Origin of the sequence: Pseudomonas sp. PS02288, from assembly GCF_029959715.1 — a bacterium.
Lineage (GTDB): Bacteria > Pseudomonadota > Gammaproteobacteria > Pseudomonadales > Pseudomonadaceae > Pseudomonas_O > Pseudomonas_O kuykendallii.
Map to the genome: position 1 here is coordinate 85222 of NZ_JASCPA010000002.1, position 25214 is coordinate 110435.

Below are 25214 nucleotides of genomic sequence, written 5' to 3' on the forward strand. Positions count from 1 at the left end.
CGGGCTCAGGTTCTCACCGGCGTGCGCATGGTGACGAACTCTTCCGCCGCGGTTGGGTGAATGCCGATGGTTTCGTCGAAATGCTGTTTGGTCGCGCCCGCTTTCAGAGCCACTGCCAGCCCCTGGACGATCTCCCCCGCTTCCGGCCCTATCATGTGGCAACCCAGAACGCGGTGGGTTTCCGCATCCACTACCAGCTTCATCAACGTGCGTTCCTGGCTGTCGGTGAGGCTCAACTTCATGGGGCGGAACCGCGCCTCGTAAATACGGACATCGTGCGTCTTGCGCGCGTCTTCTTCCGTCATGCCGACAGTACCGATGTTCGGCAGGCTGAAGACCGCGGTAGGAATCTGCGAGTAATCCACGGGGCGATACTCTTCCGGCCGAAACAGGCGCCGCGCCACCGCCATGCCTTCAGCGATCGCCACCGGCGTGAGCTGCACGCGACCGATTACATCACCAATGGCGAGAATCGAAGGCTCGCTGGTGCGGTATTCCTCGTTGACCTTTATGAAGCCCTTTTCATCCAGCTCGACCGCCGTGTTCTCGAGCCCCAGGTCATCCAGCATTGGCCGCCGTCCGGTGGCATAGAAAACGCAATCGGTTTCGAGGGTACGGCCATCCCTGAGTGTCGCCAGCAGGCTGCCATCGGCCTGTTTGTCGATGCGGGCGATGTCGGTGTTGAACTGCAGGTCCAGGCCCTTCTTCAGCATCTCATCGCGCAGATGCTGACGGAGCGAGCCGTCAAAGCCGCGCAGGAACAGATCACCTCTATAAAGCAGCGATGTCTTGCATCCGAGACCGTTGAAGATCGACGCGAACTCCACCGCGATGTATCCACCACCGACCACCAGCATGCGCTTGGGCAACTCGGGAAGATAAAACGCTTCGTTCGAACTGATCGCAAGCTCACGCCCAGGCACATCGGGAATGACCGGCCAGCCGCCCGTGGCGATCAGGATGGTTTCGGCGGTGTAACGTCTCCCATCGAGATCGACGGTATGCGCATCGACAAGGCGCGCGTGCCCCTCGAAGAGCGTGGCCCCTGAATCATCCAGCAGCTTTTGGTAGATGTTGTTCAAGCGAAGGATTTCACGATCCTTGTTGGCGATGAGCTTATTCCAGTCGAAGTCCGTTTCACCGTGCGACCAGCCGAAGCCGCTCGCCTGGTGAAACTCCTCTTCGAAGTGAGCACTGTAGGCCAGCAGCTTTTTCGGTACGCAGCCGACGTTCACGCAAGTTCCGCCCAGGTATCGACTCTCGGCGATCGCGACGCGCGCACCAAACCCCGCAGCGAAACGCGCCGCGCGAACGCCGCCGGATCCGGCACCGATGACAAAGAAGTCGAAGTCGTAGGCCATGTGATTCTCCTCGTAATGCGCGAAGCATAACCTAGCGCGTGCCTTCGGGCGGCAAAGGTCCACCACCGCCCTCTCCTGCTGCTCACACACTATCGCCGCAAGCATGCCGATCAGCGTCCATGAAAAAGCCGCCCGGAGGCGGCTTTTCTAACGCAGCGTAAGAGCGTGTCAGTACGCCATACCGGTTTTGTAGAGGTTCTCGAAGCAGAAGTTGGTGGCGTCGATGTAACCCTCGGCACTACCACAGTCGAAGCGCTTGCCTTTGAACTTGTACGCCAGCACGCAACCGTCCTGAGCCTGCTTGAGAAGCGCGTCGGTGATCTGGATCTCGCCGCCCTTGCCCGGCTCGGTATCTTCGATGAGCTTGAAGATGTCCGGCGTCAGGATGTAGCGACCGATGATGGCCAGGTTGGAAGGCGCGTCTTCTGGCTTGGGCTTCTCGACCATGTTGTTGACGCGGTAGATGTCGTCACGGATCAGCTCGCCGGCGATCACGCCATACTTGGACGTTTCTTCCGGAGGCACTTCCTGGATCGCGATGATCGAGCAGCGGAACTGGTTGTACAGCTTGACCATCTGCTTCAGAACGCCATCGCCCTCGAGGTTGAAGCAGAGGTCGTCGGCCAGAACCACGGCGAAAGGTTCGTCGCCAATCAGCGGGCGGCCGCAGAGGATGGCGTGACCGAGGCCCTTCATCTCGACCTGCCGGGTGTAGGAGAAATTGCACTCATCGATCAGGCGACGGATACCGACCAGGTATTTTTCCTTGTCGGTGTTGCGAATCTGGTGTTCCAGCTCGTAGCTGATGTCGAAGTGGTCTTCCAGCGAACGCTTGCCGCGCCCCGTCACAATTGCAATTTGTGTAAGCCCTGCATCCAGCGCTTCCTCAACGCCGTACTGGATCAAAGGCTTGTTCACCACCGGCAGCATTTCCTTGGGCATGGCCTTGGTAGCGGGGAGAAAACGGGTTCCATAACCAGCAGCGGGAAACAGGCATTTCTTGATCATGAGAGTCCTTTAAGGGCATTACGAAAAAGTGCGGAGACCAGTCTATCAGGCCGTTCCGGGCTTACAACGGCTGACTGGATTTTCCATGTCTTCCATCATTCGCCTCATCCTGAGGCCGTCCGTGAGTGTCTGCCATCTTTCCTGCAACCAAACTTGCTAGGCTTCCATGACGCCCGTATTACGCATGGTGATAGGTGGGCAAACCTGCCTCGCGCAGACGCCGTAGCGACTCGACCGGCGGAACCTCACCAAACTGCAGCGCCATGTCCCTGCGCATCGTACTGATCAGACACTCGATGCGAGCATGGGTCGTAATCTGAGCGGCACTGACGACACGCTTGATCTCGGAACCATCCTCGCCCCTCAGCGCAAGGAGGTAACCGCCGTCAGGACGAGCTGTAGCGGATGTTTGGTAACCAGGAAATGAAGCGGCGATTGTTTCCAGAGCTTGATGCATGGGACGTCCTTGAGGCGATTATTTTATCGCCCGTTAGGGAGCAGCCTTCATGCCAACCAGCCAGCAAGAACAAATTCAAAAAAAACAATGAGTTAGCGATACCCAGGATAGGCGAACTCGTGCAAATTGCATGACCCTGCGCTTTAAGACTTGCAAATTGCAGGATGGTTCGAAGGAGCAGCGTATGCGTTAAAGCATCGTCCCGCTTTCCGACCGGGAAAAAGCACCCAAGTTCGAAAGCTCGCCCGTTATTCAAAAGAAAAATGCCCGCCTCTTTCGAGGCGGGCATCTGCCGCTGCTTCAACGTTCAATCGGAGATCAGAAGCGTTCGATCTTTGCCTCGGCTTCCAGCTTCTTGCGATACGCGGCGAAATCCTGCTGTCCGCTGCGCGACGCGAGGAATCGGCTATAGGACGCCTTCTCTTCGCTCGAAAGCTCCTGCTCCGGCTCGCTCACCCCGCTGAGTTTTACCAGCACGTAACTACCGCTCGACAGAACCACACCGGTGTAAGCGGGTTTGCCGGTGCCAGCGGCCGGCTTCGGCATACGGAAGACCGCCTGGAGCACCGCTGCGTCGACGCCTTCCTGGTTTCGTGTAGCGGCTTCTACGGGCTGCCAGGTACCGGCTGCGCCAGCCTGCTGCACTGAGGTCTTACCTTCACGCAGACTGGCGAGCATCTCTTCGCCCTTGGTTTTCGCCGCCTCGGTAGCGCGCTCCTTCAACAACTGCTCACGAATGGAAGACGAAACCTGCTCCATCGCGAGCTGCTCGGGCATCCGGTGTTCTTTCACGCGGATCACCACACTGGTTTCGGGATCGAGTTCGATCACGCCGCTGTTCGCACCGTCTTCCAGAACCTCTGGGCTAAACGCCGCCTGCAGCACTTGCCGATTGGCCGCCAGACCTTCGCCTCCCTCGCGCCCGAACGGGGCGCTGGTCTGTACTTTCAAGCCGAGTTCCTGCGCAGGCTGGGCGAGATCCGACGCTTCGAACGACGCGTCCTCAAGCTGCTTGCTCACATCGACAAAACGCTGCTCGACTTCCTGGGATTTCAGATCATGCTCCAGCTTGCTCTTGAGGCTGGCGAAGCTGGGGACTTCGGGAGCCTGGACGTCGAGAAGCTTGATCAGATGCCATCCGAAGTCCGTGCGAACCGGTTCGGAAACCTGGCCTTTCTTGAGCGAATACAGCGCTTTCTCGAATGCAGGGTTGTAGACACCTGGACCTGCGAACCCGAGATTGCCGCCAGCAGCGGCTGAGCCTGGGTCTTCGGAAAACTGCTTGGCCTGCGCTGCGAAGTCGGCGCCCGCGTCAATGCGAGCCTTGATTTCGTCGATCTTGGCTTTTGCCTGCGCCTCGGTCTGCTTGTCATTTACCTCGATGAGGATGTGGCCAGCCTCGCGCTGCTCGGCCAGGCTACCGATTTCCTTCTGGTAGAGCGCTTGCAGATCCTCCTCCTTGACTTGTGCCTGAGCGAAGAATGCCTCCTTCTTCAACTCCACGTACTCGAGAACGACCTGCTCGGGACTCATGAACTGAGCGGCATGCGCGCCGTAGTAAGCCTTCACATCGTCCTGGCTGACAGTTACACCGCTACCGTCCGCCGGCAGGGTCAGCGTCGCGAAATCCCGTGTCTGCTTCTCGAGGCGAGCGAATGCGTTCACCTCGGGATCAGTGACGAAACCGCTACCGGCAATGCCTGCACGCAGTTGCCCGATGAGCATCTCTTGCTCGAGCATCTGACGGAACTGCAGACGGCTGTAGCCCATTTGCCGAATGACCTGGTCGAAGCGCTCGCTACTGAACTGGCCTTCGCTCTGGAATTCGGGGGTACGCAGGATCAACTGGTCGATTGCCGGCTGTGAAAAGGCAAAACCTGCATCCTTGGCGCCCTGCAGCACCAATTTCCGCTCGATCAAGGACTTGAGAGCAGAATCTCTTAGAAGTTTGTCATCGAGCTGGGAAGCATCGAAATCCTTGCCCAATTGCTGAAGCAATTGGCGGCGCTGCATTTCTACGGCTTGATTCAATTCCGCAATGGCGATCTCATCACCATTGACTTTGGCAGCGTCCTGCTTGTGATCGGTCGCTCTGAAAATGGCATCGAAACCTGTCAATGCCATGAGCAGGATGATGGCGCCGATGATGGTCTTGGCAATCCAGCCTTGTGAATTGTCCCTGATGTTCTGCAGCATGCGTCCCCCAGACAGCCATAACAAAAACGGCCGCGCAGCGTGGGTAGAATCCGGATAGAAGAAAGGCGCATCCGAGGATGCGCCTTCTCGTAAATGGCGGAGCGGACGGGACTCGAACCCGCGACCCCCGGCGTGACAGGCCGGTATTCTAACCGACTGAACTACCGCTCCGCAGCCGGATCAGGCCAATGCCGATCCGAAGGGCAAAGCCCGAAGACGCTTAGTTGACGGCGTCTTTCAGAGCTTTACCTGCTTTGAAGCCAGGGATCTTGGCCGCGTCGATTTTGATCGGGTTGCCAGTCTGCGGGTTACGGCCAGTGCGAGCGGCGCGCTCTTTCACTGCGAAGGTACCAAAGCCTACCAGTACCACGGAGTCACCAGCCTTCAGAGCGCCAGTGACGGATTCGATAACCGCGTCAAGCGCACGGCCAGCGACAGCTTTCGGGATATCAGCAGATGCGGCGATGGCATCGATCAGTTCCGACTTGTTCACTTAAGTCCCCTTATTTCTATTGAGTATGTTTTCTGTAATTAGGTGTTTGCGAAGCGGATGCTGAAGGGCCTGCCGACACAAGAGCCGCTTTATATCAAGGGCCAGAAAATAGTGTCAAGGACGCGTCCAGCTAGTGAGTACTGATTCTCTCCTGGGGATCAGCCTCCCGCTTGTCATCCTTCGCTACCAGCTCGGGAGCCGCATCGGGCAAGGGCTCCGGCGCGTATTGCAGCGCAATTTGCAGGACCTCGTCAATCCATTTGACCGGTTTAATCTGCAGGTCTCGCTTAATGTTCTCCGGAATTTCCTTCAGATCGCGAACGTTCTCTTCGGGGATGATGACGGTCTTGATTCCACCGCGATGAGCGGCGAGCAGTTTTTCCTTGAGCCCGCCGATTGCGAGCACTTGTCCTCGGAGGGTGATTTCACCCGTCATGGCAACATCCGCCCTGACCGGGATCTGCGTCAGCGCGGAAACCAGCGCCGTACACATGCCGACACCGGCACTCGGACCATCCTTCGGCGTCGCACCTTCGGGCATGTGGATGTGCACATCGCGCTTTTCATGGAAGTCGGGCGCGATACCAAGGCTTTTCGCGCGGCTGCGAACGACCGTCAGGGCGGCGGTGATCGACTCCAACATGACGTCACCCAGCGAGCCCGTCTTGATGAGCTGACCTTTGCCGGGAACAACGGCGGATTCGATGGTCAGCAACTCCCCGCCCACCTGCGTCCAAGCCAACCCGGTCACCTGACCGATCTGATCCTGCTGCTCGGCCAGGCCGTAGCGGAACTTGCGGACGCCCAGGAAATGCTCAAGAGATTCCGCGTCGATCGCGACCTTGACGCGCTTCTCCGTCGCGTGCTCCTTGACCACCTTCCGGCAAACCTTGGCAATCTGCCGCTCCAAGCTACGCACCCCCGCTTCGCGCGTGTAATAACGAATGATGTCGCGCAGGGCGGCCTCATCGAATTCCACCTCGGTCTTCTTCAAGCCATTTGCCTGAACCTGCTTCGGCGCGAGGTACTTCTGAGCGATGTTGATCTTCTCATCTTCGGTGTAACCCGGCAGACGAATTACTTCCATGCGGTCCAGCAACGGCGCGGGGATGTTCATCGAGTTGGCGGTACACAGGAACATCACATCAGAAAGGTCGTAGTCGACTTCCAGATAATGGTCGTTGAAGTTGTGGTTCTGCTCGGGATCCAGCACCTCAAGCAATGCTGAAGCGGGGTCGCCGCGCATATCGCTGCCCATCTTGTCGATCTCATCGAGCAGGAACAGCGGGTTGCGGACACCCACTTTGGTCATTTTCTGAATCAGGCGCCCTGGCATCGATCCGATATAGGTACGCCGGTGACCGCGAATCTCTGCTTCGTCGCGTACGCCGCCAAGCGCCATTCGAACGAACTTGCGGTTGGTCGCGCGGGCGATGGACTCGGCCAAGGACGTCTTGCCGACGCCCGGAGGTCCTACCAGGCAAAGCACGGGGCCTTTGAGTTTCTTCACGCGCTTCTGTACCGCGAGGTACTCGAGGATGCGCTCTTTCACTTCATCGAGGCCGTAATGATCGGCGTCGAGGATATCCTCGGCTTTGCCTAGATCGAGGCGAACCTTGCTCTCAGCTTTCCACGGCACGTTGACCAGCCAGTCGATGTACGAGCGCACCACCGTCGCCTCGGCGGACATGGGCGACATTTGCTTGAGCTTGTTCAGCTCTGCCTGGGCCTTGGCCAACGCGTCCTTCGGCAACCCGGCAGCGTCGATACGCTTTTTCAGGTCGTCGACTTCGTTATGACCTTCATCGATATCGCCGAGCTCCTTCTGAATGGCCTTCATCTGCTCATTCAGGTAGTACTCGCGCTGGCTGCGCTCCATCTGCTTCTTCACACGCCCGCGAATACGCTTTTCGACCTGCAGCAGATCGATTTCTGCATCCAGCAAGGCCAAGACATGCTCGATCCGCGGAGCGAGATCGGTGATTTCGAGGATTTCCTGCTTCTGTTCGATTTTCAACGCCATATGCGCGGCCATGGTGTCGACCAGGCGGCTCGGCTCATCGATGCTGTTGAGCGATGAAAGTACTTCTGCAGGCACTTTCTTGCCCAATTGAACGTATTGCTCGAACTGACTCAGCAAACTGCGGGTGAACACTTCCGCTTCACGATCAGGCGCTTCCTGCTCTTCGATCAGCGCCACGTCGGCACGATAGTGGTCATCTACTTCATGGAATCGTTCGATTACGCCGCGCTGCTCGCCCTCGACCAAGACCTTGACGGTGCCGTCCGGCAGTTTCAGCAGCTGCAAGACCGTAGCAACTGTCCCGACGCGGTACAGAGCGTCTTCGCGAGGGTCATCGTCGGCCGGGTTCTTTTGTGCCAACAGGAGTATCTGCTTGTCCCCCGTCATCGCCGATTCCAGGGCCTCGATGGATTTATCGCGCCCTACGAACAGCGGAATCACCATGTGCGGATAAACCACGACATCGCGCAGCGGCAGGAGTGGCAAATCGATGGTTTTCTTCATGATTTTCGCTCTACGGCGGCCATGCGGCCATAAAATGAGTAGCCCTTGAAACTTAAGATGGGGCTAGGGGCATGAAAAAACAAGCCAGCAGAAAAAAGCAAAGGGGCCATCGGCCCCTTCGTTCGTTACGCCTCAGGCGCCGCCTTGGCTGGCGGCTCGCTGCTTTCATAAATGAGCAACGGCTTGGAGGTACCCTCGATGACGCTTTCGTCGATGACCACCTTGCTGACATCGCTCTGGGACGGAATCTCGTACATGGTATCGAGCAACACGCCCTCAAGGATGGAACGCAATCCACGAGCGCCGGTTTTGCGCTCGAGCGCGCGGTGAGCAACGGCCTTGAGCGCGTCCTGACGGAACTCGAGGTCCACGCCTTCCATTTCAAACAGCTTGCCGTATTGCTTCGTCAGAGCGTTCTTGGGTTCGGTAAGAATCTGAACCAGCGCGGCCTCATCCAGCTCATCGAGCGTCGCGATAACCGGCAGACGACCCACGAACTCAGGAATCAAGCCGAACTTAACCAGATCATCGGGCTCGACGCCACGCAGCGCTTCGCCGACCTGCTTGCCCAGCTCCTTGCTGCGAACTTCGGCATTGAAGCCGATGCCTCCTCGGGTTGAACGGTTGTGGATGACCTTCTCCAGACCAGAGAATGCTCCACCGCAGATGAACAGGATGTTACGCGTATCGACCTGTAGAAACTCCTGCTGCGGATGCTTGCGGCCACCCTGAGGAGGTACGGAAGCCACGGTTCCTTCGATCAGCTTAAGGAGCGCCTGCTGCACACCCTCGCCCGACACGTCCCGGGTAATCGACGGGTTATCAGACTTGCGGGAAATCTTGTCGATTTCATCGATGTAGACGATACCCATCTGAGCCTTTTCGACATCGTAATCGCATTTCTGCAGCAGCTTCTGAATGATGTTCTCTACGTCCTCGCCAACGTAGCCGGCCTCTGTGAGGGTCGTAGCATCAGCGATGGTGAATGGCACATTGAGCAAACGAGCGAGCGTTTCGGCGAGGAGGGTTTTACCCGAGCCGGTAGGCCCGATGAGCAGGATATTGCTCTTACCGAGTTCGACATCGTCTTTCTTTTCACGCTGATTCAAGCGCTTGTAATGGTTGTAAACCGCTACGGCGAGAACCTTCTTGGCGCGTTCCTGGCCGATCACGTACTGATCCAGGATTCCGCTGATTTCCTTGGGTGCCGGCAGCTTGTGCGAACTACTTTCAGCCTGTGCTTCCTGCACCTCCTCGCGGATGATGTCGTTGCACAGGTCGACGCACTCGTCGCAGATAAACACGGAGGGGCCGGCAATAAGTTTGCGCACTTCGTGCTGGCTTTTGCCGCAGAAGGAGCAATAAAGCAGTTTGCCGTTGTCCTCGCCATTGCGGGTGTCAGTCATTCGATCAATCCAATCCGGGTAGGCTTGAAACACAAGATGAAGGCAATTGCGGGCATTTTCAAGCCCGCGAACGGCCGGACATTGCCCGGCCGTATCGGACGGCGCCGTTTAGCTCGCCATCTGGCGCTGGACGAGAACCTGATCCACCAGACCGTATTCGGCGGCACGCTCAGCGTTCATGAAGTTGTCGCGGTTGGTGTCACGCTCGATCGTTTCGATGTCCTGGCCGGTGTGAAACGCCAGCAATTCATTCAGGCGCGCACGAATCGAGAGGATTTCCTTGGCATGGATGTCGATGTCCGACGCCTGCCCCTGAAAACCGCCAAGCGGCTGGTGAATCATCATCCGCGAGTTCGGCAGGCAGGAGCGTTTGCCCTTGGCGCCGCCTGCGAGCAGAAACGCACCCATGCTGCAGGCCTGGCCGATGCAGATGGTGGAGACGTCGGGCTTGATGAACTGCATGGTGTCGTAGATCGACATACCGGCAGTGACCGAGCCGCCCGGCGAGTTGATGTACAGGTGGATATCCTTGTCCGGGTTCTCCGCTTCGAGGAACAGAAGCTGAGCAGCTACTAGGTTGGCCATGTAGTCTTCCACAGGCCCTACCAGGAAGATGATGCGTTCCTTGAGGAGGCGAGAGTAGATGTCATAGGCGCGCTCGCCGCGAGCGGACTGTTCGACGACCATCGGCACCAGGCCGCCGGCTGCTTGGATTTCAGGCATTTGCATGAATGGATTACGGGACATGTCCTGCGATCGCTCCTAATGGGTCAGATCCAAAAACGCATAAGCCAGCTCGACGGCTGGCTTATGGTGTACTCGAACGAAAGAGAGAATCAGGCGGCCTGCGGTGCTTCCGCCGGCTTGACAGCTTCTTCGTAGGAGACCTGCTTGTCGGTCACCTTGGCCTTCTGCAGGACAGTATCTACAACTTGTTCTTCCAGCACAACCGAGCGGACTTCACCCAGTTGCTGGTCGTTCTTGTAGTACCAGGAGACGACCTGCTCCGGCTCCTGATAGGCGGATGCCATCTCCTGGATCATCTCGCGAACACGTGCTTCGTCCGGCTTTAGCTCGAACTGCTTGACCACTTCGGCAACAACCAGGCCCAACAGGACGCGACGTTTGGCTTGCTCTTCGAAGAGCTCAGCCGGCAGCTGATCGGCCTTGATGTTGCTGCCGAACTGCTGCACGGCCTGCGCACGCAGACGATCGATTTCGTTGCTGATCAGCGCTTTCGGCACTTCGACCGGATTGCTGGCGAGCAGCGCTTCCATGACCTGATTCTTGACCTTGGACTTGATCGCCTGACGCAGCTCACGCTCCATGTTCTTGCGAACTTCGGTACGGAAGCCTTCCAGACCGCCTTCCTTGATGCCGAACAGGGCGAAGAAGGCATCGTTCAGCTCAGGCAGCTTCGGCGCAGCGACGCTGTTTACGGTTACGGTGAACTCGGCGGTTTTACCGGCGAGATCGAGGTTCTGGTAATCCGCCGGGAAGGTCGGGGTGATGACGCGTTCTTCACCGGCCTTGACGCCAACCAGAGCGTCTTCGAAACCCGGGATCATACGGCCGGAGCCGAGAACCAGCGCGGTGCCCTTTGCCGAGCCGCCAGCGAAGGCTTCGCCGTCCAGCTTGCCAACAAAGTCGATGTTCAGCTGATCGCCATTTTCGGCGGCGCGGTCGACGTTCTCGAAGCTGGTGTTCTGCTTACGCAGGATGTCCAGCATGTTGTCGACATCGCTGTCCGCCACGTCGGCCTGCAGGCGCTCGATTTCGACGTTGTCGAAGCTGGCGACCTGGAACTCCGGGAAGATTTCGAAGGTGGCGACGTACTCGAGATCCTTGCCCTTCTCGAACACTTTAGGCTCGACGGCCGGCGCACCGGCAGGGTTCAGCTTCTGCTCGACGATCGCCTCATAGAAAGTCGACTGGATCAGGTCGCCCAGCGCTTCCTGCCGTGCAGCCGATTCATAGCGCTGACGGATGACGCTCATCGGCACCTTGCCGGGACGGAAGCCGGCGACCTTGGCACGACTGGCAGTCTGCTGCAGACGCTTGTTGACTTCGGTCTCGATGCGCTCGGCAGGCACGCCAATGGTCATGCGGCGCTCCAGAGCGGAGGTGCTTTCAACAGAAACTTGCATGGATATTCCTCGTTGCACAGACATGGCCGGGCATTCCGACCCCAGAATCAAGGGCATGCATTCTAGTGGCTCGAAGGGCAGAAGTCACCCGTCCGCATTTCACGACACATCTATTAGGAACTGCCGCAGCGAATTTTTCGCTGCGATGCGGCGCAGTCACCACAGCGGCGCGGCGACGGCATATCATTGGGCCAGCTCAGCGCTTCGCCACCTCTCGCTCCTGACGGAACATCACAATGCCAAACCACACCTCCCAGCATTGCTTTCTCCAAGACGGCGGGCAAATGGGCGACGAGGTACGTGCGCACGATTGGGCCGCTACGCCGCTGGGGCCGATCAGCGAGTGGCCCGCCGCGCTGCGGGTAACCGTGCAAACGGTGCTGAACTCCAAGTTCCCCAAGTGCCTTCTCTGGGGCAAGTCCCTCACGGCTATCTACAACGACGCGTTCCGCCCGATCCTGGGTGACAAGCCGCAACCCCTGGGTCGCTCATTTGCCGAGATATGGAGCGAAGCCTGGGACACGCTAGGCCCGATCATAGAACGCGCGCTCTGCGGCGAAGCGACCTACATCGAGGACTACCCGACGCCAATCCACCGGCACGGCTACCTCGAACACGCCTACTTCACCTTCTGCTACAGCCCCGTACAGGACGAACACGGCGCCATCGTCGGCGTTATCGATACCGTGGTGGAAACCACCCAGCGCTTCGTCGTCGAGCGCGATCTGCACTCCCTGGCCGCATCGCTGGAAAGCGAGATCGCCTTGCGCACCGCCGATCGTAACCGTCTCTGGCAGCTGTCCACGGACCTGATCCTGGTGGCGCGCCTCGACGGCATCATCGCCTCGATTAACCCCGCCTGGAGCAGCCTTCTCGGCTGGGAGGAGAAACAGCTGGTAGGCAATTACCTGCTCGACCTGGTGCACGGGGACGATCTGGGCGACTGGAAGAACGCGGTGGCAGCGCTGCGCGAGGGCACGCCGATGAAACGGTTCGAGAGCCGCCTGCGCCATCGTGATGGCAGCTATCGCTGGATCAACTGGACGGCCGTTCCAGGCGACGGGCTTATCAATGCGGTCGGCCGCGACTTCACTGCGGAAAAGCTACAGGCGCAGGCGCTCCAGCACACCGAGGAACTGCTCCGCCATAGCCAGAAGATGGAAGCCGTCGGGCAACTCACGGGTGGGCTGGCGCATGACTTCAACAACCTGCTCGGCGGGATCGCCGGGAGCCTGGAGATGCTCGAAACCCGTGTCCAGCAGGGCCGTATCGACGAACTCGGACGCTACATAGCCGCTGGAAAGAACGCCACCCAGCGTGCCGCCGCCCTCACCCATCGCCTGCTGGCGTTTTCCCGGCGACAGACGCTGGACCCCAGGCCGACCGACATCAACGGACTGGTCAGCGGAATGGAAGAGCTGATCCGGCGCACCATGGGGCCGAAAATCCAGGTCGAAGTAGTCAGCAACGAGACGCTCTGGACCGCATTCGCCGACACCAATCAGCTCGAAAACTCGCTGCTCAACTTCTGCATCAACGCGCGCGACGCGATGCCGGATGGCGGCACGCTGACCATCGAGACGAACAACCATTCCTTGGACCTCGGCGAGGCGGGCGAGCGCGGCCTGGCTCCAGGCGAGTACGTGTCGCTTTGCGTGATCGACACCGGCAGCGGGATGGCGGCGGAGGTTATCGAACGCGCCTTCGATCCGTTCTTCACGACCAAGCCGACCGGCCAGGGAACCGGCCTCGGGCTTTCGATGGTTTATGGCTTCGCCCGTCAATCCGGTGGACAGGTGAGGATCGTTTCGGAACCCGGCCAAGGCACCACCCTGTGCCTTTATCTCCCGCGCCACCATGGCCAACCGGAAAAGATCGAAGAGCCAGCCTACGCCAGGCCCACCCAGGCCCGGCAAAGCGAAGCCATCCTGGTGATCGACGATGAGCCGATCCTGCGGATGCTGATCGTCGAGATTCTGCAGGAACAGGGTTACTGCGTACTGGAAGCTGAAGACGGGCCATCCGGGCTGGCGGTGATCCAGAGCGGAGCGCCCATCGATCTGCTCATCACCGATGTAGGGCTTCCCGGCGGCCTTAATGGCCGGCAGGTAGCCGATGCCGCACGCCAGCAACGCCCCGATCTCAAGGTCCTGTTTATCACCGGCTACGCCGAAAATGCCGTCATTGTGAGCGGACAACTGGACCCGGGCATGCAAGTGCTGACCAAGCCGTTCGCCATGGACGCCTTCGTCGAGCGGATCAGCCACTTCCTCAAAGAGCCCTCCCACTAAGCCCCCTTAAGTTGGCGCCCTCGGCTGCGCCTCGATTCAAGCGCTTTTTCGCCTCGCCGACCTGTGTATGATTGGCCCAGGGTGTTACCGCGCGCTCCGCGCGGTGCAGGTCAATCAGCGCTGGTCGGGCCGCCACGCGGAGAGCACTCGCCCGTGAAACCCCACTCTTCCCCCTCGCCCCTCCCCCGCGCGCAACTTCTCGCCGAACGCGCCTTTTCCGCTATCGAGCGATTCATGCATGTCGAAGCCGTCAGCGGAATCGTGCTTCTCACGGCAGCCGCGGTGGCGCTGATCTGGGCGAACAGCTCCGCTTCGGACAGCTACCACGCCCTTTGGCACACCCCGGTGTCGATCAGCGTGGGCAGCTACTCGATCTCGCAGTCGCTGCACTTCTGGATCAACGATGGCCTCATGACGGTGTTCTTCCTGGTGGTCGGGGTAGAGATCCGCCGTGAGATACATGAAGGTGCGCTCGCCAACCTCCGCTTGGCATCGCTACCCATCGCGGCAGCACTCGGCGGCGTGACCGTCCCGGCGGTCATCTATGCACTCTTCAACTCCGACCCCGTGCACGTGAAAGGCTGGGCGGTGCCCACCGCCACCGACATCGCCTTCGCCATGGGGGTGTTGGCATTGCTGGGCCGAGCGATCCCCAGCAACATTCGCGTACTGCTGCTCGCACTGGCAATCATCGACGATATCGTGGCGGTGCTGATCATCGCCGCCTTTTATGGCGCCGGACTCGATTATACCGGCCTGCTGATCGCCGCGGTCGGTGTGCTGATGGTCCTGGCCCTTCAGCGAATGGGCATCAGCAATGCCTTCGCCTACGTCGTTCCCGGCGTCGTGCTGTGGACCGGGCTGCTGCAGACCGGCGCCCATCCCACGCTGGCAGGCGTCGTCCTGGGCCTGATGACGCCGGTGTTGCCGCGCCGCGGCCGGGAGCGCCCGATCGACTCCGTGGTGGAGGTTGTCGGTGATCTGCGCAAACACGCGGAGGCCGCCAAGCCTCAGTCCGAGGTCCTGGCACCCCGACTCAAGCACCTCAAGCGCGCGCAGCGGGAGCTGATGCCTCCGGTTTCGCGCGTACAGAATGCCCTGCACCCCTGGGTCGCGTTCGGCGTGATGCCGCTGTTCGCACTGGCGAACGCCGGCGTGACGCTGGGCGGCGTCAACCTTGACATCGATGGCTCGCAAACGGTCCTGCTCGGCGTTTTTCTCGCCCTGGTGGTGGGCAAGCCGATCGGTGTGATCGCCGCCAGCGTATTGGTCGTCCGCCTGGGGTGGTGCCGCCTTCCACCGCACGTCACCTGGCCAGGCGTGTGTGTCGTCGGTTTGCTCGCAGGGATTGGCTTCACTATGTCAATCTTCATCGCCAACCTGGCGTTCGATAATGAAAACCTGCTGAACGCGGCCAAACTCGGCGTGTTACTCGCCTCGGTGGTCGCCGCCGTGATCGGCCTCAGTTGGGGACTCCTCTACGCCAGACGCAACAGAGTGGCTGCAAACCCCGAACACGCGAAAGGAGCGTAGGAATGAATGCACTGGATTGGGTGAAGTGGATTTTTCGTAAACGAAAACTGGCGCGCACTGTGAAAGGGTTTTCCGCCAGCATCAGCTCCTTCGCTACCAGCGATGTCGTGTTCGGCGAATACATCAGCCTGTGGGGCGGCTCGACCGTTTACGACGCCACCATCGGGCGCTACACCTATCTGGCGGGCTGCAAGGCCGTGAACATTGATATCGGCTCCTTCTGCAGCATTGGCCCCGGCACGCGGCTGGGCGGCCTGGGCTCGCACCCGGTCGACATGCTGAGCACCCATCCGGTGTTCTATTCGACCCTCAAGCAATGCGGCGTGAGTTTTTCCGACAAGGATTACTTCGAGGAACTCAAGCGGACCTATGTCGGCCATGACGTGTGGATCGGTGCCAACGTCGTGGTCTTCGACGGCGTCAAGATTGGCAATGGCGCCATCATTGCCGCTGGCGCGGTAGTGACCAAGGATGTTCCACCCTACGCGATCGTTGGCGGAGTCCCGGCCAAAGTCATCAAGTACCGCTTCGAACCCGAGGACATCGAGCGCCTCGAGGCACTTCAGTGGTGGCACCTGCCTGCGGAGGCCCTGAAGGAAAACGCCGCATTGATCCGCGGATCGGATGTCCAGGCCCTTGTCGCAGGACTGTCGGGAGCTCACACCCAGAACGAGATCGACTCCTCGCGGCAAACGTCACCAGAGCTGGCTCGTTAGCGTCAGTACGCACAACAACTCATTCCGTCGGATCTCGGCGTAGGCATGGAACGCGCGGCGCTAAACGAGGTCCAGACATTCGCCGCGCACTGCTGCGCGGCACCTGCAATTGCCTTTTAACGAAACGCCCTAGGCGCTGACAGGAGAAGCAATTGGACATCAAAACCGTATTCTTCAAGATAAACCTGACATTTCTGGTGATCGCCCTTGCCGTAGGCGGCTACACCTTCATGGCCAGAACAACCACTGACGGATCGCGCGAAGCCGCGCTCCAGACGTGGGCAAGTTCGAGTTCCGTAACGGCTCCTAGCAACTATCAGGCATGCGAGCCAGGCAAGGCGCGCGCGATATCGGGCGACGAAAACTCCGACTGCTCGATTCAGCGTCAGGCGGACTCCATCTACAAAATGATCATCGAAGCCCCAGCTACGAGCGCCGGACAAAAGGCGATTGTGAAGAAGTAGCTCGAACTCTTGTTTTGTATGCCTTAGCGGGCAAAGGCGGCGCATGCGATGCCGCCTTTGTCCTTGCTACTCGCCTTATAGAGCGCTCGCTCGTATCCATTACTACCCAACTCGACCCTTCACTTCGGTGAAGGCTTCCCTATGTTTATCGGACATTCGGCGATTGGTAGCACTGGCCTTTTGTATCAGCATGAATACAATCGAATAAATCGAACGAGCGAGAACGGTAGTAATGGAGTACCCATTCAGTTTTAGATGGACGAAGCAGCACGAAGCCTTTTGTATCGCCGAACGCATTTACCTCAACCATCCGCAAAAATTTACAGGCGTCTACCGCGCAAGAAATTGGTGGCTGCTGGAAAAAGGGCAAAAAATCAAAATTGCCTGCGAAGTGACCACTGAAAACAATTCGTCGATGCCCAACCGGAGCTTTTGCACGATAGGTGCGCACTCCTACGCCAACAGCAAGCTTCCTGCCGACATGCAAATCGGACGATATTGTAGCCTCGCATCCGGCATTACGATTATGGGGTCCCAGCATCCGATAGATCGCTTCACCACCAGCCCACTTACGTACCTCAAGGTTTTCGCAGAAAAATCACTGGACGGTTATGCAGGAAACTATGAAATAACCCCCTTCGATGGGATGTTTGCACCTTCACCCAAGGTAGGTCATGACGTGTGGATTGGAGGAGACGTTGTACTGAAGGGCGGTATTACAATAGGGCACGGCGCCATTATCGCGAGCAACGCCGTGGTGACAAAGAATGTTCCACCCTACGCGATCGTAGCGGGCGTCCCGGCCAAGGTCATCCGCTATCGTTTCCCTAGCGAGATTATAGATAGACTACTGACCCTCTCCTGGTGGGATTACAAATATACCGACCTACCAACTGCCGAAGTGGATGGAGTGGAAGACTTTATCGTCACGCTGGAGAAGAAGATTGCCACGCAGCAAATAACCAAGCATGAATTCAAGAAAATAAATCTCTCGAAGGAGTTTTATAGACTGGCAAACCAATAGTTTTTCGCTGGATACTACGTTGCACCTGCACATTTAGCCAGGGAGCACCTAAAGCCGGAAATACGGGTACGCAGATCCTTGTCACCTGGCAGCCGATCAAGCGGGGCGGCCGCAACGCACAGATCAAAACGCCACGCCCATCCTGAAAACAAAAAAGGCAGCCCACTTCGGAGCTGCCTTTTTGTTCCTGCTCCCGAAGCACTCCGAAGTCGCGACCATTCAGGCCACGTCAGAACTTTCCGCCTGGATAACAGATTGACTACATGGTGCGGACGGAGAGACTCGAACTCTCAGAACGCCTCAGCGTGGCCCTGCAGCCCAGTAAACACGCGGGTGCAGGCCAACCTGGCAGCTCTTATCTGTTCCCAGAGCGTTCCCACGTTCGGGCGCGAGACAGGTCCAAAACGTCACTGCTAGGGCTATTTGCGCGTTTCATGTTGAGGGCTGGGGAAAGGGTAATTTTGGTAAGGATACGCCGGCCTGATATGGATAATCCCTATTTATCAATAGGTTACAAGTGTTTCTTAAAGGTAATAAAATAGTAATTTCTTGGTTAGGTGCTTACCTTTCCGACTGTAAGAATCACCATTTTAAAAACCCTTTATAAACATACACTTATAGAAAAATTACCTTTCCCCTTACCTCAAATTACCTTCCGAGGTAATCGCGGAGCCCTTAGAGCCACGCGGGATTCAGACAAGTTTCAGACCTCTCTTACCAAAATTACCTGTTTCAAATGCCACCTCTGGAAAACGACGGGGAAGGCCCCTGTTCGCTCAGATGTGATGGGCACCTTTGCAGGGTTCCGCAGGGATTTCCGATGCTGCCCAGTCACAGCCAGCCCCCACCATGGGCCGCAGAGAGGCATCCGCAGGGGCGCAGTGAAAGCGACCTATTTAGCCCGCAGGCGTGGCGGGGGGACGACGGCGCGCCGTGGGGTCCGCCTTGCGCCCGGCGACGCCCCCGCGGGCGGCCGCCCTTCCCTCGGGCCCTGCCCCCACATCGACCCGATCAGCCGGCGCGCCGCTGGCCTGAAACCCCCGCCGTTGCTGGCTCGCAGCCGCTTTCCCCCTGGACGAAATGCCCCCGATATGGCATGCTCTAATGGGTTTTTTCGTGCTGCTGACCGGCCGAAATCCTTCCTCGCGGGCACAAAAAAGCCGCCCGGGAAGGCGGCTTGCTGATGACGCTGATCGGCGCTAGCTGCCGGCAGAGGGCTCGAACTCCTTGAACCGAATCACCTCCTCCCCCAGCCACTCATTGATCGGTTCGAAGCGGTACTGCAGCGGCTCCAGCTCGTTCGCCATCCACACCTCGGTCGCCTCCCTCGCCGAGCCGAAGCCGCCAGCGTTCTGCGGCACCACCGCCAGGCACTGCAACGGGATGCGCTGCGCGGCCAGCAGATCGTCGCGGCTGATGTTCTTGATGTTGTTGAACTCGTCTTTCGCCGACACCTCGCTCACCGGGATCAACTGCATGCCGTCCTTCTTCCCACCTGGTGCGTACACCAGCATGTTCTTGAAGTTGCCCGGGCCCTTGCTGTTCTTCAGCGCGGTGCGCAGGTTGTTGATGTCGTCCTCGTTGTGCGCGTTGTCGGTGATGTAGAGGATGAACCCGGCGTGGCTCCCGTTCTGGTAGTACTTGCGCCGGAACAGCGTGGCCGACTCGTTCAGCAGCGCGCTCTGCAGGGCCGACAGCCACTCGGGCAACCCGTAGATTTCCTGGTTGATATCAGTCTCGCGCAGCTGGCACACCGTCCCGCGGGCGAATTCGTGTTCCTGCCGCCAGCCGCGGATCATGAAGTAAGTGTCGAGATCCACACCGCGCCGCATGTACTTCGCCAGCGACGGCTGCAGGCCGATGGCCTGGCGCAGCATGTTGTCGCGCTTCTCCAGGTAGGCGTTGCCGAACGACAGCCAGTCCATCGCCAACTGCCCGAACGCCTGGCGGCTCAGCAACCGGTGCGGGATGAACATCTTCTCCAGCTGATTGCGCTTGAACTGGATGCCCGATTGCAGGTGCACCGAAGCCCGCACGCTCTTCGCCAGCCCGTCCAGAGACAGCGGCGGTTCGTACCACTTCCCATTGGCCCAGCACTCGATGTAATCGAGGATTTCCCGCCCATCCAGCACTGGCGTCGGGTCGCCGAAGCTGAACGACTCGATACCGCCTGCCGGCTCGCTAGCTGGGATGAATTCCTGCCGTGGCACGCTCGCCACATGCCTGTTGCCGCGGCTTTTCTTACTCATCAGAACGTCTCCATGAAACCGGTGTTCGAGCCGGTCTGGCCCTCCAGCGGCTCGTTGTGCAATGCGTGGAAGAGCGCCCACGCCAGATCAGCGTGGCCGGTGTTATCGGTGCGCCCGGCGGTGTAGGTGAATTGGCGGCCGCTGGCCGTCACCGTCTTGCGGATAGCCATCAGCGCCTGGGCGAAGTCGGTCCAGCCTGCGTCGAACTCCAGCCGGCCCTTGTGCAGCACGTCCCACGCCTTCATCACCAAACGGGTCTTCACCTCCGGCGAGTAGCTGAACGTCGTCAGACCGGGGAAAAACTGCCGTACCAACTGCGCCACGCCCGAGCCCATGCCGGTCACGTCGATGCCGATGTACGTCACCCAGTAGCGCCGCGTGATCTGGCGAATCATTTCGGCCTGGGCTGCGAAATCCATCCCGCGGAACTGGTGGCGCTCGAGCACGCGGAATTTCCCGCCCGGCACCGCCGGCGGCGCCACCACCACCAGGCCAGCGGTATCGCCGGTTTCGGCTGGGTCGTAGCCCACCCACACCTGGCGATCGCCAAGCGGGCGCGAGGCGAACGGCTTGTAGTCCTCTCCCCACACCACCCAGCTGTCCACCATGCACGGCTGCAGCATCTGGAGCGGGAAGATAGAGGCGCCGTCGTCGACGAACTGGCACATCAGCAGGTTCTGGAAGGCATCAGCCGCGTATTCCTGCCGCAGCTCATCGATGTCGAACAGATCGCAGCCGCGCTCCTCGGCGTCGAGGATCGTCACGATCTGCCGCCAGATCTTGTCCTCGCACAACCGCCCCTGCTGCAGCGCGCCATGTGAGGTGTCGACGCTTATCCGCTGGGCCGCGGGCTTGCCCTTGTTGAAGCGCTCCCCGGTCCAGAACGTGTAGGCCTCATGGGCCATGCTCGAGGGCGTCGAAAAGTAGGTCCGGCGGTATTGCTTCTGCATCGCCATGCCCGAGGCGACTTTGTTCAGCTCGTTGAACTTGAACGTCCAGAAGAATTCGTCGAAATAGAAATTGCCGTGGTAGCCCTGGGCGGTGCGCGCGTTGGTGCCCAGGAAGTGCAGCTCGGCGCCGTTGGCCAGCACGATCGGGTCGCCCGTCAGCTCTACGCCGCACACCTCGCGGGCAAACGCCTGGATGTACGCCTTGAAGATGTGGGCCTGGTTTTTCGAAGCCGACAGGAAAATCTGGTTGCGCCCGGTGACCAGGGCGTCGAGCAGCGCCTCGCGGGCGAAGTAAAACGTGGCGCCAATCTGCCGGCTCTTCAGGATCGCCCTGGTGCGCTGGTTTCCCGCCCGGTGCCAGTCGAGCTGGTAGCCGAAACACCCATCGATGAACGCCTGGGTAAGTTGCTCGATTTCCTCTTCGCTGAACTCGTTGCGGCTGGGCTTCTTCTTCGGCCCGGCGTTGCGCGCATCCAGCTTCGGGTTGAGTTCCGCCTCCGTACCGCCGCCCTGGAAGCGCTGGATGCGTGCCTGCCGCTCCAGCTGGCGGTGCAACAGGTCGATTTCCTTGAAGTCCCCACCCGTCTTCGCGTCCTTGAGGATCAACTGCACCAGACGCGCTTCCAGCGCCCCGCCGATCCGCTCCACGTTGTCCGAGCGGTCCCACTCGTCGCGCGCCTTCCAGCTGTGGACGGTGCGGTCCTTCTCGCCCAGGAATTCGGCGATTTCGATGATGCGCCAGCCCATCCAGTACAGAAATTTGGCCTGGCGGCGGCTATCGCGGATCGGGATTTCAACGGTATCGGTCATGGCGGCGATGCTGCCGTCACGCGCGCGAACACCTGTAGCGCGGGGCTCTGTAGCTCTGCGCTCTACAAAGCCGGCTCGTTGCCCGTCGGCAGCGGCCTGCCGAACATGCCCTCAACGCTAACGCCATCAGCACAGCACCGAGGAATCAACGCATGGCCGGCAAAACCGACACCCCTGCCAAGAAGTTTCGCTCCAAGTTTTTCCGCGTCGCCGTTGAAGGCGCCACCACCGATGGCCGCCAGATCGAACGCCAGTGGCTGGTCGATGCTGCCGAGACCTACAGCGCCGACACCTACGCCGCCCGCGTCTGGCTCGAGCACTACCGCAGCACCCTGCCGGACAGCCCCTTCCGCGCCTACGGCGACGTCGTAGCGCTGAAAACCGAAGAAGTCGAAATCGCCGGCGTGAAGAAGCTGGCCCTGTTCGCCCAGATCGACCCCACCCCTGACCTGGTCGCCATGAACAAGGCGCGCCAGAAGATCTTCACCAGCATCGAGATCCGGCCCGAGTTCGCTGACAGCGGCCGCGCTTACCTGGATGGCATCGCCGTGACCGACAGCCCCGCCAGCCTGGGTACCGAGATGCTTACCTTCAGCGCCCAGCACCCGGACGCCAACCCGCTCAAGGGCCGCAAATCCAACCCGGACAACCTGTTTTCCGAGGCCATCGAAGCCTCGCTGGAATTCGAGGAGATCGAGGACGAAGCGAACAAGGTCACCGGCCTGTTCGCCCGCGTGCTCGAGGCCCTCGGCAAGAGCAAGGACAAGGAAGGCAAGGACGCCGCCTCGTTCGCCGAGGTGACCGAGGCCCTCGAGGCGGTCGCCGAACACGTGTCCGATCAAGGCGAGGCCTTCAGCGCGGAGCGCGAAGCACGCGTCGCCCTGCAGACCAAGCACGAAGAGTTGGCCCGCCAGTTCGCCGATCTGCTGAAGACGCTGGAGGCGACCACCGCACCGAACAACCCAAGCAAGCCGCAGTTTTCGTCCCGGCCCCCGGCCACGGGCGGTGACGGCCGCCTCGTCACCGACTGCTGATCCTCCCCACGGACCAAGCCCAGCCAAGGAACACCGGAGAAACTCATGCGTAACGAAACCCGCGCCCTGTTCAACGCCTACCTGCAGCAGCTCGCCCAGCTGCACGGCGTGCCCGACGTCACCACCAAGTTCGCAGCCGCACCCGCCGTGGCTCAGACCCTGGAAACCCGCATTCAGGAATCCAGCGAATTCCTCAGCATGATCAACATGTACGGCGTCAGCGACCAGATGGGCGAGAAAATCGGCCTCGGCGTCAATGGCACCATTGCCGGCACCACCGACACCGACACCAAGGACCGCGAAACCCGCGACCCGAGCGGCCTCGATGACCGCGGCTACGTCTGCACCCAGACCAACTTCGACACCCATCTGAAGTACGCGAAGCTGGATGCCTGGGCAAAATTCCCCGACTTCCAGAACCGCATCCGCGACGCGATCATCAAGCTGATGGCGCTCAACCGCATCATGATCGGCTGGAACGGTACCAGCCGCGCGGCCACCTCCAACCCGGTCACCAACCCGTTGCTGCAGGATGTGAACATCGGCTGGCTGCAGAAAATGCGCAACGAAAACGCCGCGCGCGTGATGAAGGAAGTCGTCGACGGCAGCAACAAAATCGCCATCGGCAGCGGCAAGGATTTCGAGAACATCGACGCCCTGGTATTCGCCATGGTCAGCGAGCTGCTCGAGCCCTGGTATCAGGAAGACCCGGCGCTGGTCGTGGTCTGCGGCCGGAAAATCCTGGCCGACAAGTACTTCCCGATTATCAACAAGAACCAGGACCCGTCCGAGATGCTCGCGGCGGATGTCGTCACCAGCCAGAAGCGCATCGGCAATCTGCCGGCAGTGCGTGTGCCCTATTTCCCGGCCAACGGCCTGCTGGTCACTCGCCTGGACAACCTGTCGATCTACTGGCAGGAAGGCACCCGCCGCCGCACCGTGACGGACAACGCCAAGCGCGACCGCATCGAGAACTACGAATCGGTGAACGAAGCGTATGTCCTCGAGGACCTGGGCTGCGCTGGCCTCGCCGAAAACATCGAAATCAGCTGAGGCCGGCCACCATGACCAACCCCTGCCGCCGCCACTTCCAGCGTGTCACCGCCGCCCTCGCGGCGGCGGCAGTAGCTGGTCCGGACCAAACCATGGAAGGGCTCAACGCCTACGAGCAGCAGCTCGCCAAGCTAACCCAGGATCGGCTGCGCCTGTCGGGCATCCAGTCCACCGAAGGCAAGATCAAGCTCAAGGAACAGCTGCTCCCCGAATACGCCCCCTACATCGAGGGCGTGCTCTCCGCAGGCTTGGGCGCCCAGGACGAAGTCGTCACCACCGTGATGGTCTGGCGCATCGACACCGGCGACTACGCCGGCGCCCTCGACATCGCCAGCTACGTGTTGCAGCACAAGCTGGTCATGCCCGATCGCTTCGAGCGCACCACCGGTTGCCTGATCGCCGAAGAGATCGCCGAAGGCGCTCTCAAGGCCATGCGCGCCGACCAAGCCTTCGACCTCGAGCTGTTGCACCGCACCGCCCTGGCTACCGACGCCGAAGACATGCCCGACCAGGCCCGCGCCAAGCTGGTGCTGGCCACCGCCCGGGCAACCGTCGCAGGTCTCACCGTCGAGAACCCGGGCAAGCCCGACCAGGTGCAGGCAGGCATTGACCTGTTCAGGCGCGCGATCGAGCTGCACGACAACTGCGGCGGGAAAACGGACCTGAAAACGGCCGAAGCCCTGCTGAAAAAAATTGCTGGCCAAGCCAGCTGACCGAGCCGTCCCCGGCAACCCCGGCGGCCCGGAGCTGATCGACAGGTCCTCTCCTTCCTCGTTGTGACGCCCCGGCCACCGCCGACCTATTCCGAGTCCTGAGCATGAGCGGCTTCGTTGCAGTCGGTACCAGCCCCGCCATCACCCTGACCAACGACGGCTTCTGGCCCGACGTCGACAGCGAAACCGTCCGCGCCGCCCTGCGCATCGACGCCAGCGTCAGCGATGCCCGGCTGGAAATGTCCATCGTCGGCGCCATGCTCGAGACCAACCGCGACCTGCGCAGCCTCAAGTTCCGCCACCTGGCCTCCGGCCATGAGCGCCTTGCGGATGTTCCCGCGGGCCAGATCAACGGCCAGAGCGAGCTGGTGGCCACCTACCTGCGCGCCATCTACTGCGCCGCTGGCGCCGAGCTGGCGGAGCGCTACCGCAGCTTCGACAGCACCGGCCAGGGTGACCGCAACGCCGAGGCCCTGAGCCCCACTATCGACGAATACCGCCGCGACGCCCGCTACGCCATCCGCAGCCTGCTCGGCACCCCGCGCAACACCGTGGAACTGATCTGATGGCCAGCGTCCGCACCGTCCAGGGCGAAACCGTGGATGCCCTCTGCTGGCGGGTATACGGCCGCACCGCCGCGGTAACCGAAGCCGTGCTCGAGGCCAACCCCGGCCTGGCCGACTACGGCCCCGTGCTGCCGATCGGCCTCCTCGTCACCCTGCCCGACGCCGCGCCCCAGGCCGAGCAGACCGAAGTGGTGAACCTATGGGACTGACCCTCAA

21 protein-coding genes and 1 tRNA gene are annotated in these 25214 nt (G+C 60.2%); 10 read left to right on the forward strand and 12 right to left on the reverse strand.

Features of this window, described 5'->3' with window-relative positions; all coding sequences use genetic code 11:
• Positions 1 to 5: 5 nt before the first annotated feature.
• From gorA to tig, 10 genes are all read right to left on the reverse strand, one after another.
• Positions 6 to 1361, reverse strand: coding sequence for a glutathione-disulfide reductase (gorA, locus tag QMX85_RS01855; RefSeq protein ID WP_282338475.1), 1356 nt, complete (start codon positions 1359 to 1361; stop codon positions 6 to 8).
• 168 nt (positions 1362 to 1529) lie between these two features.
• Complete coding sequence (galU, locus tag QMX85_RS01860; protein WP_090230693.1) at positions 1530 to 2369, reverse strand: UTP--glucose-1-phosphate uridylyltransferase GalU; 840 nt, start codon at positions 2367 to 2369, stop codon at positions 1530 to 1532.
• Between the two features lie 178 nt (positions 2370 to 2547).
• Positions 2548 to 2826: a DUF3509 domain-containing protein gene (locus QMX85_RS01865; RefSeq protein WP_273233472.1), complete on the reverse strand. Its 279-nt coding sequence runs from the start codon at positions 2824 to 2826 to the stop codon at positions 2548 to 2550.
• A gap of 318 nt (positions 2827 to 3144) precedes the next feature.
• Positions 3145 to 5022 (reverse strand): SurA N-terminal domain-containing protein, encoded by a 1878-nt coding sequence (locus QMX85_RS01870; RefSeq protein WP_282338477.1) that lies wholly within the window; start codon positions 5020 to 5022, stop codon positions 3145 to 3147.
• A 94-nt stretch (positions 5023 to 5116) separates the two neighbouring features.
• Positions 5117 to 5193: transfer RNA gene (locus QMX85_RS01875), tRNA-Asp, on the reverse strand.
• 49 nt (positions 5194 to 5242) lie between these two features.
• Complete coding sequence (locus tag QMX85_RS01880; RefSeq protein ID WP_090230685.1) at positions 5243 to 5515, reverse strand: HU family DNA-binding protein; 273 nt, start codon at positions 5513 to 5515, stop codon at positions 5243 to 5245.
• A gap of 130 nt (positions 5516 to 5645) precedes the next feature.
• Positions 5646 to 8042, reverse strand: a complete 2397-nt coding sequence (gene lon / locus QMX85_RS01885; RefSeq protein ID WP_282338478.1) for an endopeptidase La — start codon at positions 8040 to 8042, stop codon at positions 5646 to 5648.
• Positions 8043 to 8167: 125 nt separating this feature from the next.
• Positions 8168 to 9448: an ATP-dependent Clp protease ATP-binding subunit ClpX gene (gene clpX, locus QMX85_RS01890; protein ID WP_090230681.1), complete on the reverse strand. Its 1281-nt coding sequence runs from the start codon at positions 9446 to 9448 to the stop codon at positions 8168 to 8170.
• 108 nt (positions 9449 to 9556) lie between these two features.
• Positions 9557 to 10195, reverse strand: coding sequence for an ATP-dependent Clp endopeptidase proteolytic subunit ClpP (gene clpP / locus QMX85_RS01895; protein ID WP_090230678.1), 639 nt, complete (start codon positions 10193 to 10195; stop codon positions 9557 to 9559).
• A gap of 89 nt (positions 10196 to 10284) precedes the next feature.
• Entirely contained in the window at positions 10285 to 11595 is a 1311-nt protein-coding gene (tig, locus tag QMX85_RS01900; protein WP_273233462.1) for a trigger factor, read from the reverse strand.
• A 236-nt stretch (positions 11596 to 11831) separates the two neighbouring features.
• On the opposite strand from tig, the gene QMX85_RS01905 reads away from it, so the two are divergent.
• From QMX85_RS01905 to QMX85_RS01925, 5 genes are all read left to right on the forward strand, one after another.
• Positions 11832 to 13886: an ATP-binding protein gene (locus QMX85_RS01905; RefSeq protein ID WP_282338479.1), complete on the forward strand. Its 2055-nt coding sequence runs from the start codon at positions 11832 to 11834 to the stop codon at positions 13884 to 13886.
• Positions 13887 to 14120: 234 nt separating this feature from the next.
• Positions 14121 to 15419 carry a Na+/H+ antiporter NhaA gene (gene nhaA / locus QMX85_RS01910; RefSeq protein WP_282338481.1) on the forward strand — a complete coding sequence of 433 codons (1299 nt, stop codon included), beginning with the start codon at positions 14121 to 14123 and terminating at the stop codon, positions 15417 to 15419.
• Positions 15420 to 15421: 2 nt separating this feature from the next.
• Positions 15422 to 16135: a CatB-related O-acetyltransferase gene (locus tag QMX85_RS01915; RefSeq protein ID WP_282338482.1), complete on the forward strand. Its 714-nt coding sequence runs from the start codon at positions 15422 to 15424 to the stop codon at positions 16133 to 16135.
• A 152-nt stretch (positions 16136 to 16287) separates the two neighbouring features.
• Positions 16288 to 16599 (forward strand): hypothetical protein, encoded by a 312-nt coding sequence (locus QMX85_RS01920; RefSeq protein ID WP_282338483.1) that lies wholly within the window; start codon positions 16288 to 16290, stop codon positions 16597 to 16599.
• Between the two features lie 232 nt (positions 16600 to 16831).
• Entirely contained in the window at positions 16832 to 17623 is a 792-nt protein-coding gene (locus QMX85_RS01925; RefSeq protein WP_282338484.1) for a CatB-related O-acetyltransferase, read from the forward strand.
• Between the two features lie 1199 nt (positions 17624 to 18822).
• Here QMX85_RS01925 and QMX85_RS01930 read toward each other — a convergent pair.
• The gene (locus tag QMX85_RS01930) at positions 18823 to 19872 is read right to left on the reverse strand and encodes a phage portal protein (protein WP_282338486.1); all 1050 of its coding nucleotides are present in this window, start codon (positions 19870 to 19872) and stop codon (positions 18823 to 18825) included.
• The gene (locus QMX85_RS01935; RefSeq protein WP_282338487.1) at positions 19872 to 21632 is read right to left on the reverse strand and encodes a terminase ATPase subunit family protein; all 1761 of its coding nucleotides are present in this window, start codon (positions 21630 to 21632) and stop codon (positions 19872 to 19874) included. Before QMX85_RS01935 ends, QMX85_RS01930 begins: the two co-directional genes overlap by 1 nt.
• Before the next feature lie 152 nt (positions 21633 to 21784).
• On the opposite strand from QMX85_RS01935, the gene QMX85_RS01940 reads away from it, so the two are divergent.
• From QMX85_RS01940 to QMX85_RS01960, 5 genes are all read left to right on the forward strand, one after another.
• On the forward strand, positions 21785 to 22666 hold the full coding sequence (locus QMX85_RS01940; RefSeq protein WP_282338488.1) for a GPO family capsid scaffolding protein: 882 nt from the start codon (positions 21785 to 21787) through the stop codon (positions 22664 to 22666).
• 45 nt (positions 22667 to 22711) lie between these two features.
• A complete protein-coding gene (locus QMX85_RS01945) occupies positions 22712 to 23719 on the forward strand; it encodes a phage major capsid protein, P2 family (protein WP_282338489.1) in 1008 nt (335 codons plus the stop codon).
• 11 nt (positions 23720 to 23730) lie between these two features.
• Positions 23731 to 24432, forward strand: a complete 702-nt coding sequence (locus tag QMX85_RS01950; RefSeq protein WP_282338490.1) for a terminase endonuclease subunit — start codon at positions 23731 to 23733, stop codon at positions 24430 to 24432.
• Positions 24433 to 24536: 104 nt separating this feature from the next.
• On the forward strand, positions 24537 to 24998 hold the full coding sequence (locus QMX85_RS01955; protein WP_282338491.1) for a head completion/stabilization protein: 462 nt from the start codon (positions 24537 to 24539) through the stop codon (positions 24996 to 24998).
• Complete coding sequence (locus QMX85_RS01960) at positions 24998 to 25207, forward strand: tail protein X (protein ID WP_282338492.1); 210 nt, start codon at positions 24998 to 25000, stop codon at positions 25205 to 25207. Before QMX85_RS01955 ends, QMX85_RS01960 begins: the two co-directional genes overlap by 1 nt.
• Positions 25208 to 25214 lie beyond the last annotated feature (7 nt).

Excerpts from the sequence above, each read along its gene's own strand:
- gorA (WP_282338475.1), bottom strand. The coding sequence starts at position 1,361 with ATGGCCTACGACTTCGACTTCTTTGTCATCGGTGCCGGATCCGGCGGC.
- galU (WP_090230693.1), bottom strand. The coding sequence starts at position 2,369 with ATGATCAAGAAATGCCTGTTTCCCGCTGCTGGTTATGGAACCCGTTTT.
- QMX85_RS01865 (WP_273233472.1), bottom strand. The coding sequence starts at position 2,826 with ATGCATCAAGCTCTGGAAACAATCGCCGCTTCATTTCCTGGTTACCAA.
- QMX85_RS01870 (WP_282338477.1), bottom strand. The coding sequence starts at position 5,022 with ATGCTGCAGAACATCAGGGACAATTCACAAGGCTGGATTGCCAAGACC.
- lon (WP_282338478.1), bottom strand. The coding sequence starts at position 8,042 with ATGAAGAAAACCATCGATTTGCCACTCCTGCCGCTGCGCGATGTCGTG.
- clpX (WP_090230681.1), bottom strand. The coding sequence starts at position 9,448 with ATGACTGACACCCGCAATGGCGAGGACAACGGCAAACTGCTTTATTGC.
- clpP (WP_090230678.1), bottom strand. The coding sequence starts at position 10,195 with ATGTCCCGTAATCCATTCATGCAAATGCCTGAAATCCAAGCAGCCGGC.
- tig (WP_273233462.1), bottom strand. The coding sequence starts at position 11,595 with ATGCAAGTTTCTGTTGAAAGCACCTCCGCTCTGGAGCGCCGCATGACC.
- QMX85_RS01905 (WP_282338479.1), top strand. The coding sequence starts at position 11,832 with ATGCCAAACCACACCTCCCAGCATTGCTTTCTCCAAGACGGCGGGCAA.
- nhaA (WP_282338481.1), top strand. The coding sequence starts at position 14,121 with ATGCATGTCGAAGCCGTCAGCGGAATCGTGCTTCTCACGGCAGCCGCG.
- QMX85_RS01915 (WP_282338482.1), top strand. The coding sequence starts at position 15,422 with ATGAATGCACTGGATTGGGTGAAGTGGATTTTTCGTAAACGAAAACTG.
- QMX85_RS01925 (WP_282338484.1), top strand. The coding sequence starts at position 16,832 with ATGGAGTACCCATTCAGTTTTAGATGGACGAAGCAGCACGAAGCCTTT.
- QMX85_RS01930 (WP_282338486.1), bottom strand. The coding sequence starts at position 19,872 with ATGAGTAAGAAAAGCCGCGGCAACAGGCATGTGGCGAGCGTGCCACGG.
- QMX85_RS01935 (WP_282338487.1), bottom strand. The coding sequence starts at position 21,632 with ATGACCGATACCGTTGAAATCCCGATCCGCGATAGCCGCCGCCAGGCC.
- QMX85_RS01940 (WP_282338488.1), top strand. The coding sequence starts at position 21,785 with ATGGCCGGCAAAACCGACACCCCTGCCAAGAAGTTTCGCTCCAAGTTT.
- QMX85_RS01945 (WP_282338489.1), top strand. The coding sequence starts at position 22,712 with ATGCGTAACGAAACCCGCGCCCTGTTCAACGCCTACCTGCAGCAGCTC.
- QMX85_RS01950 (WP_282338490.1), top strand. The coding sequence starts at position 23,731 with ATGACCAACCCCTGCCGCCGCCACTTCCAGCGTGTCACCGCCGCCCTC.
- QMX85_RS01955 (WP_282338491.1), top strand. The coding sequence starts at position 24,537 with ATGAGCGGCTTCGTTGCAGTCGGTACCAGCCCCGCCATCACCCTGACC.
- QMX85_RS01960 (WP_282338492.1), top strand. The coding sequence starts at position 24,998 with ATGGCCAGCGTCCGCACCGTCCAGGGCGAAACCGTGGATGCCCTCTGC.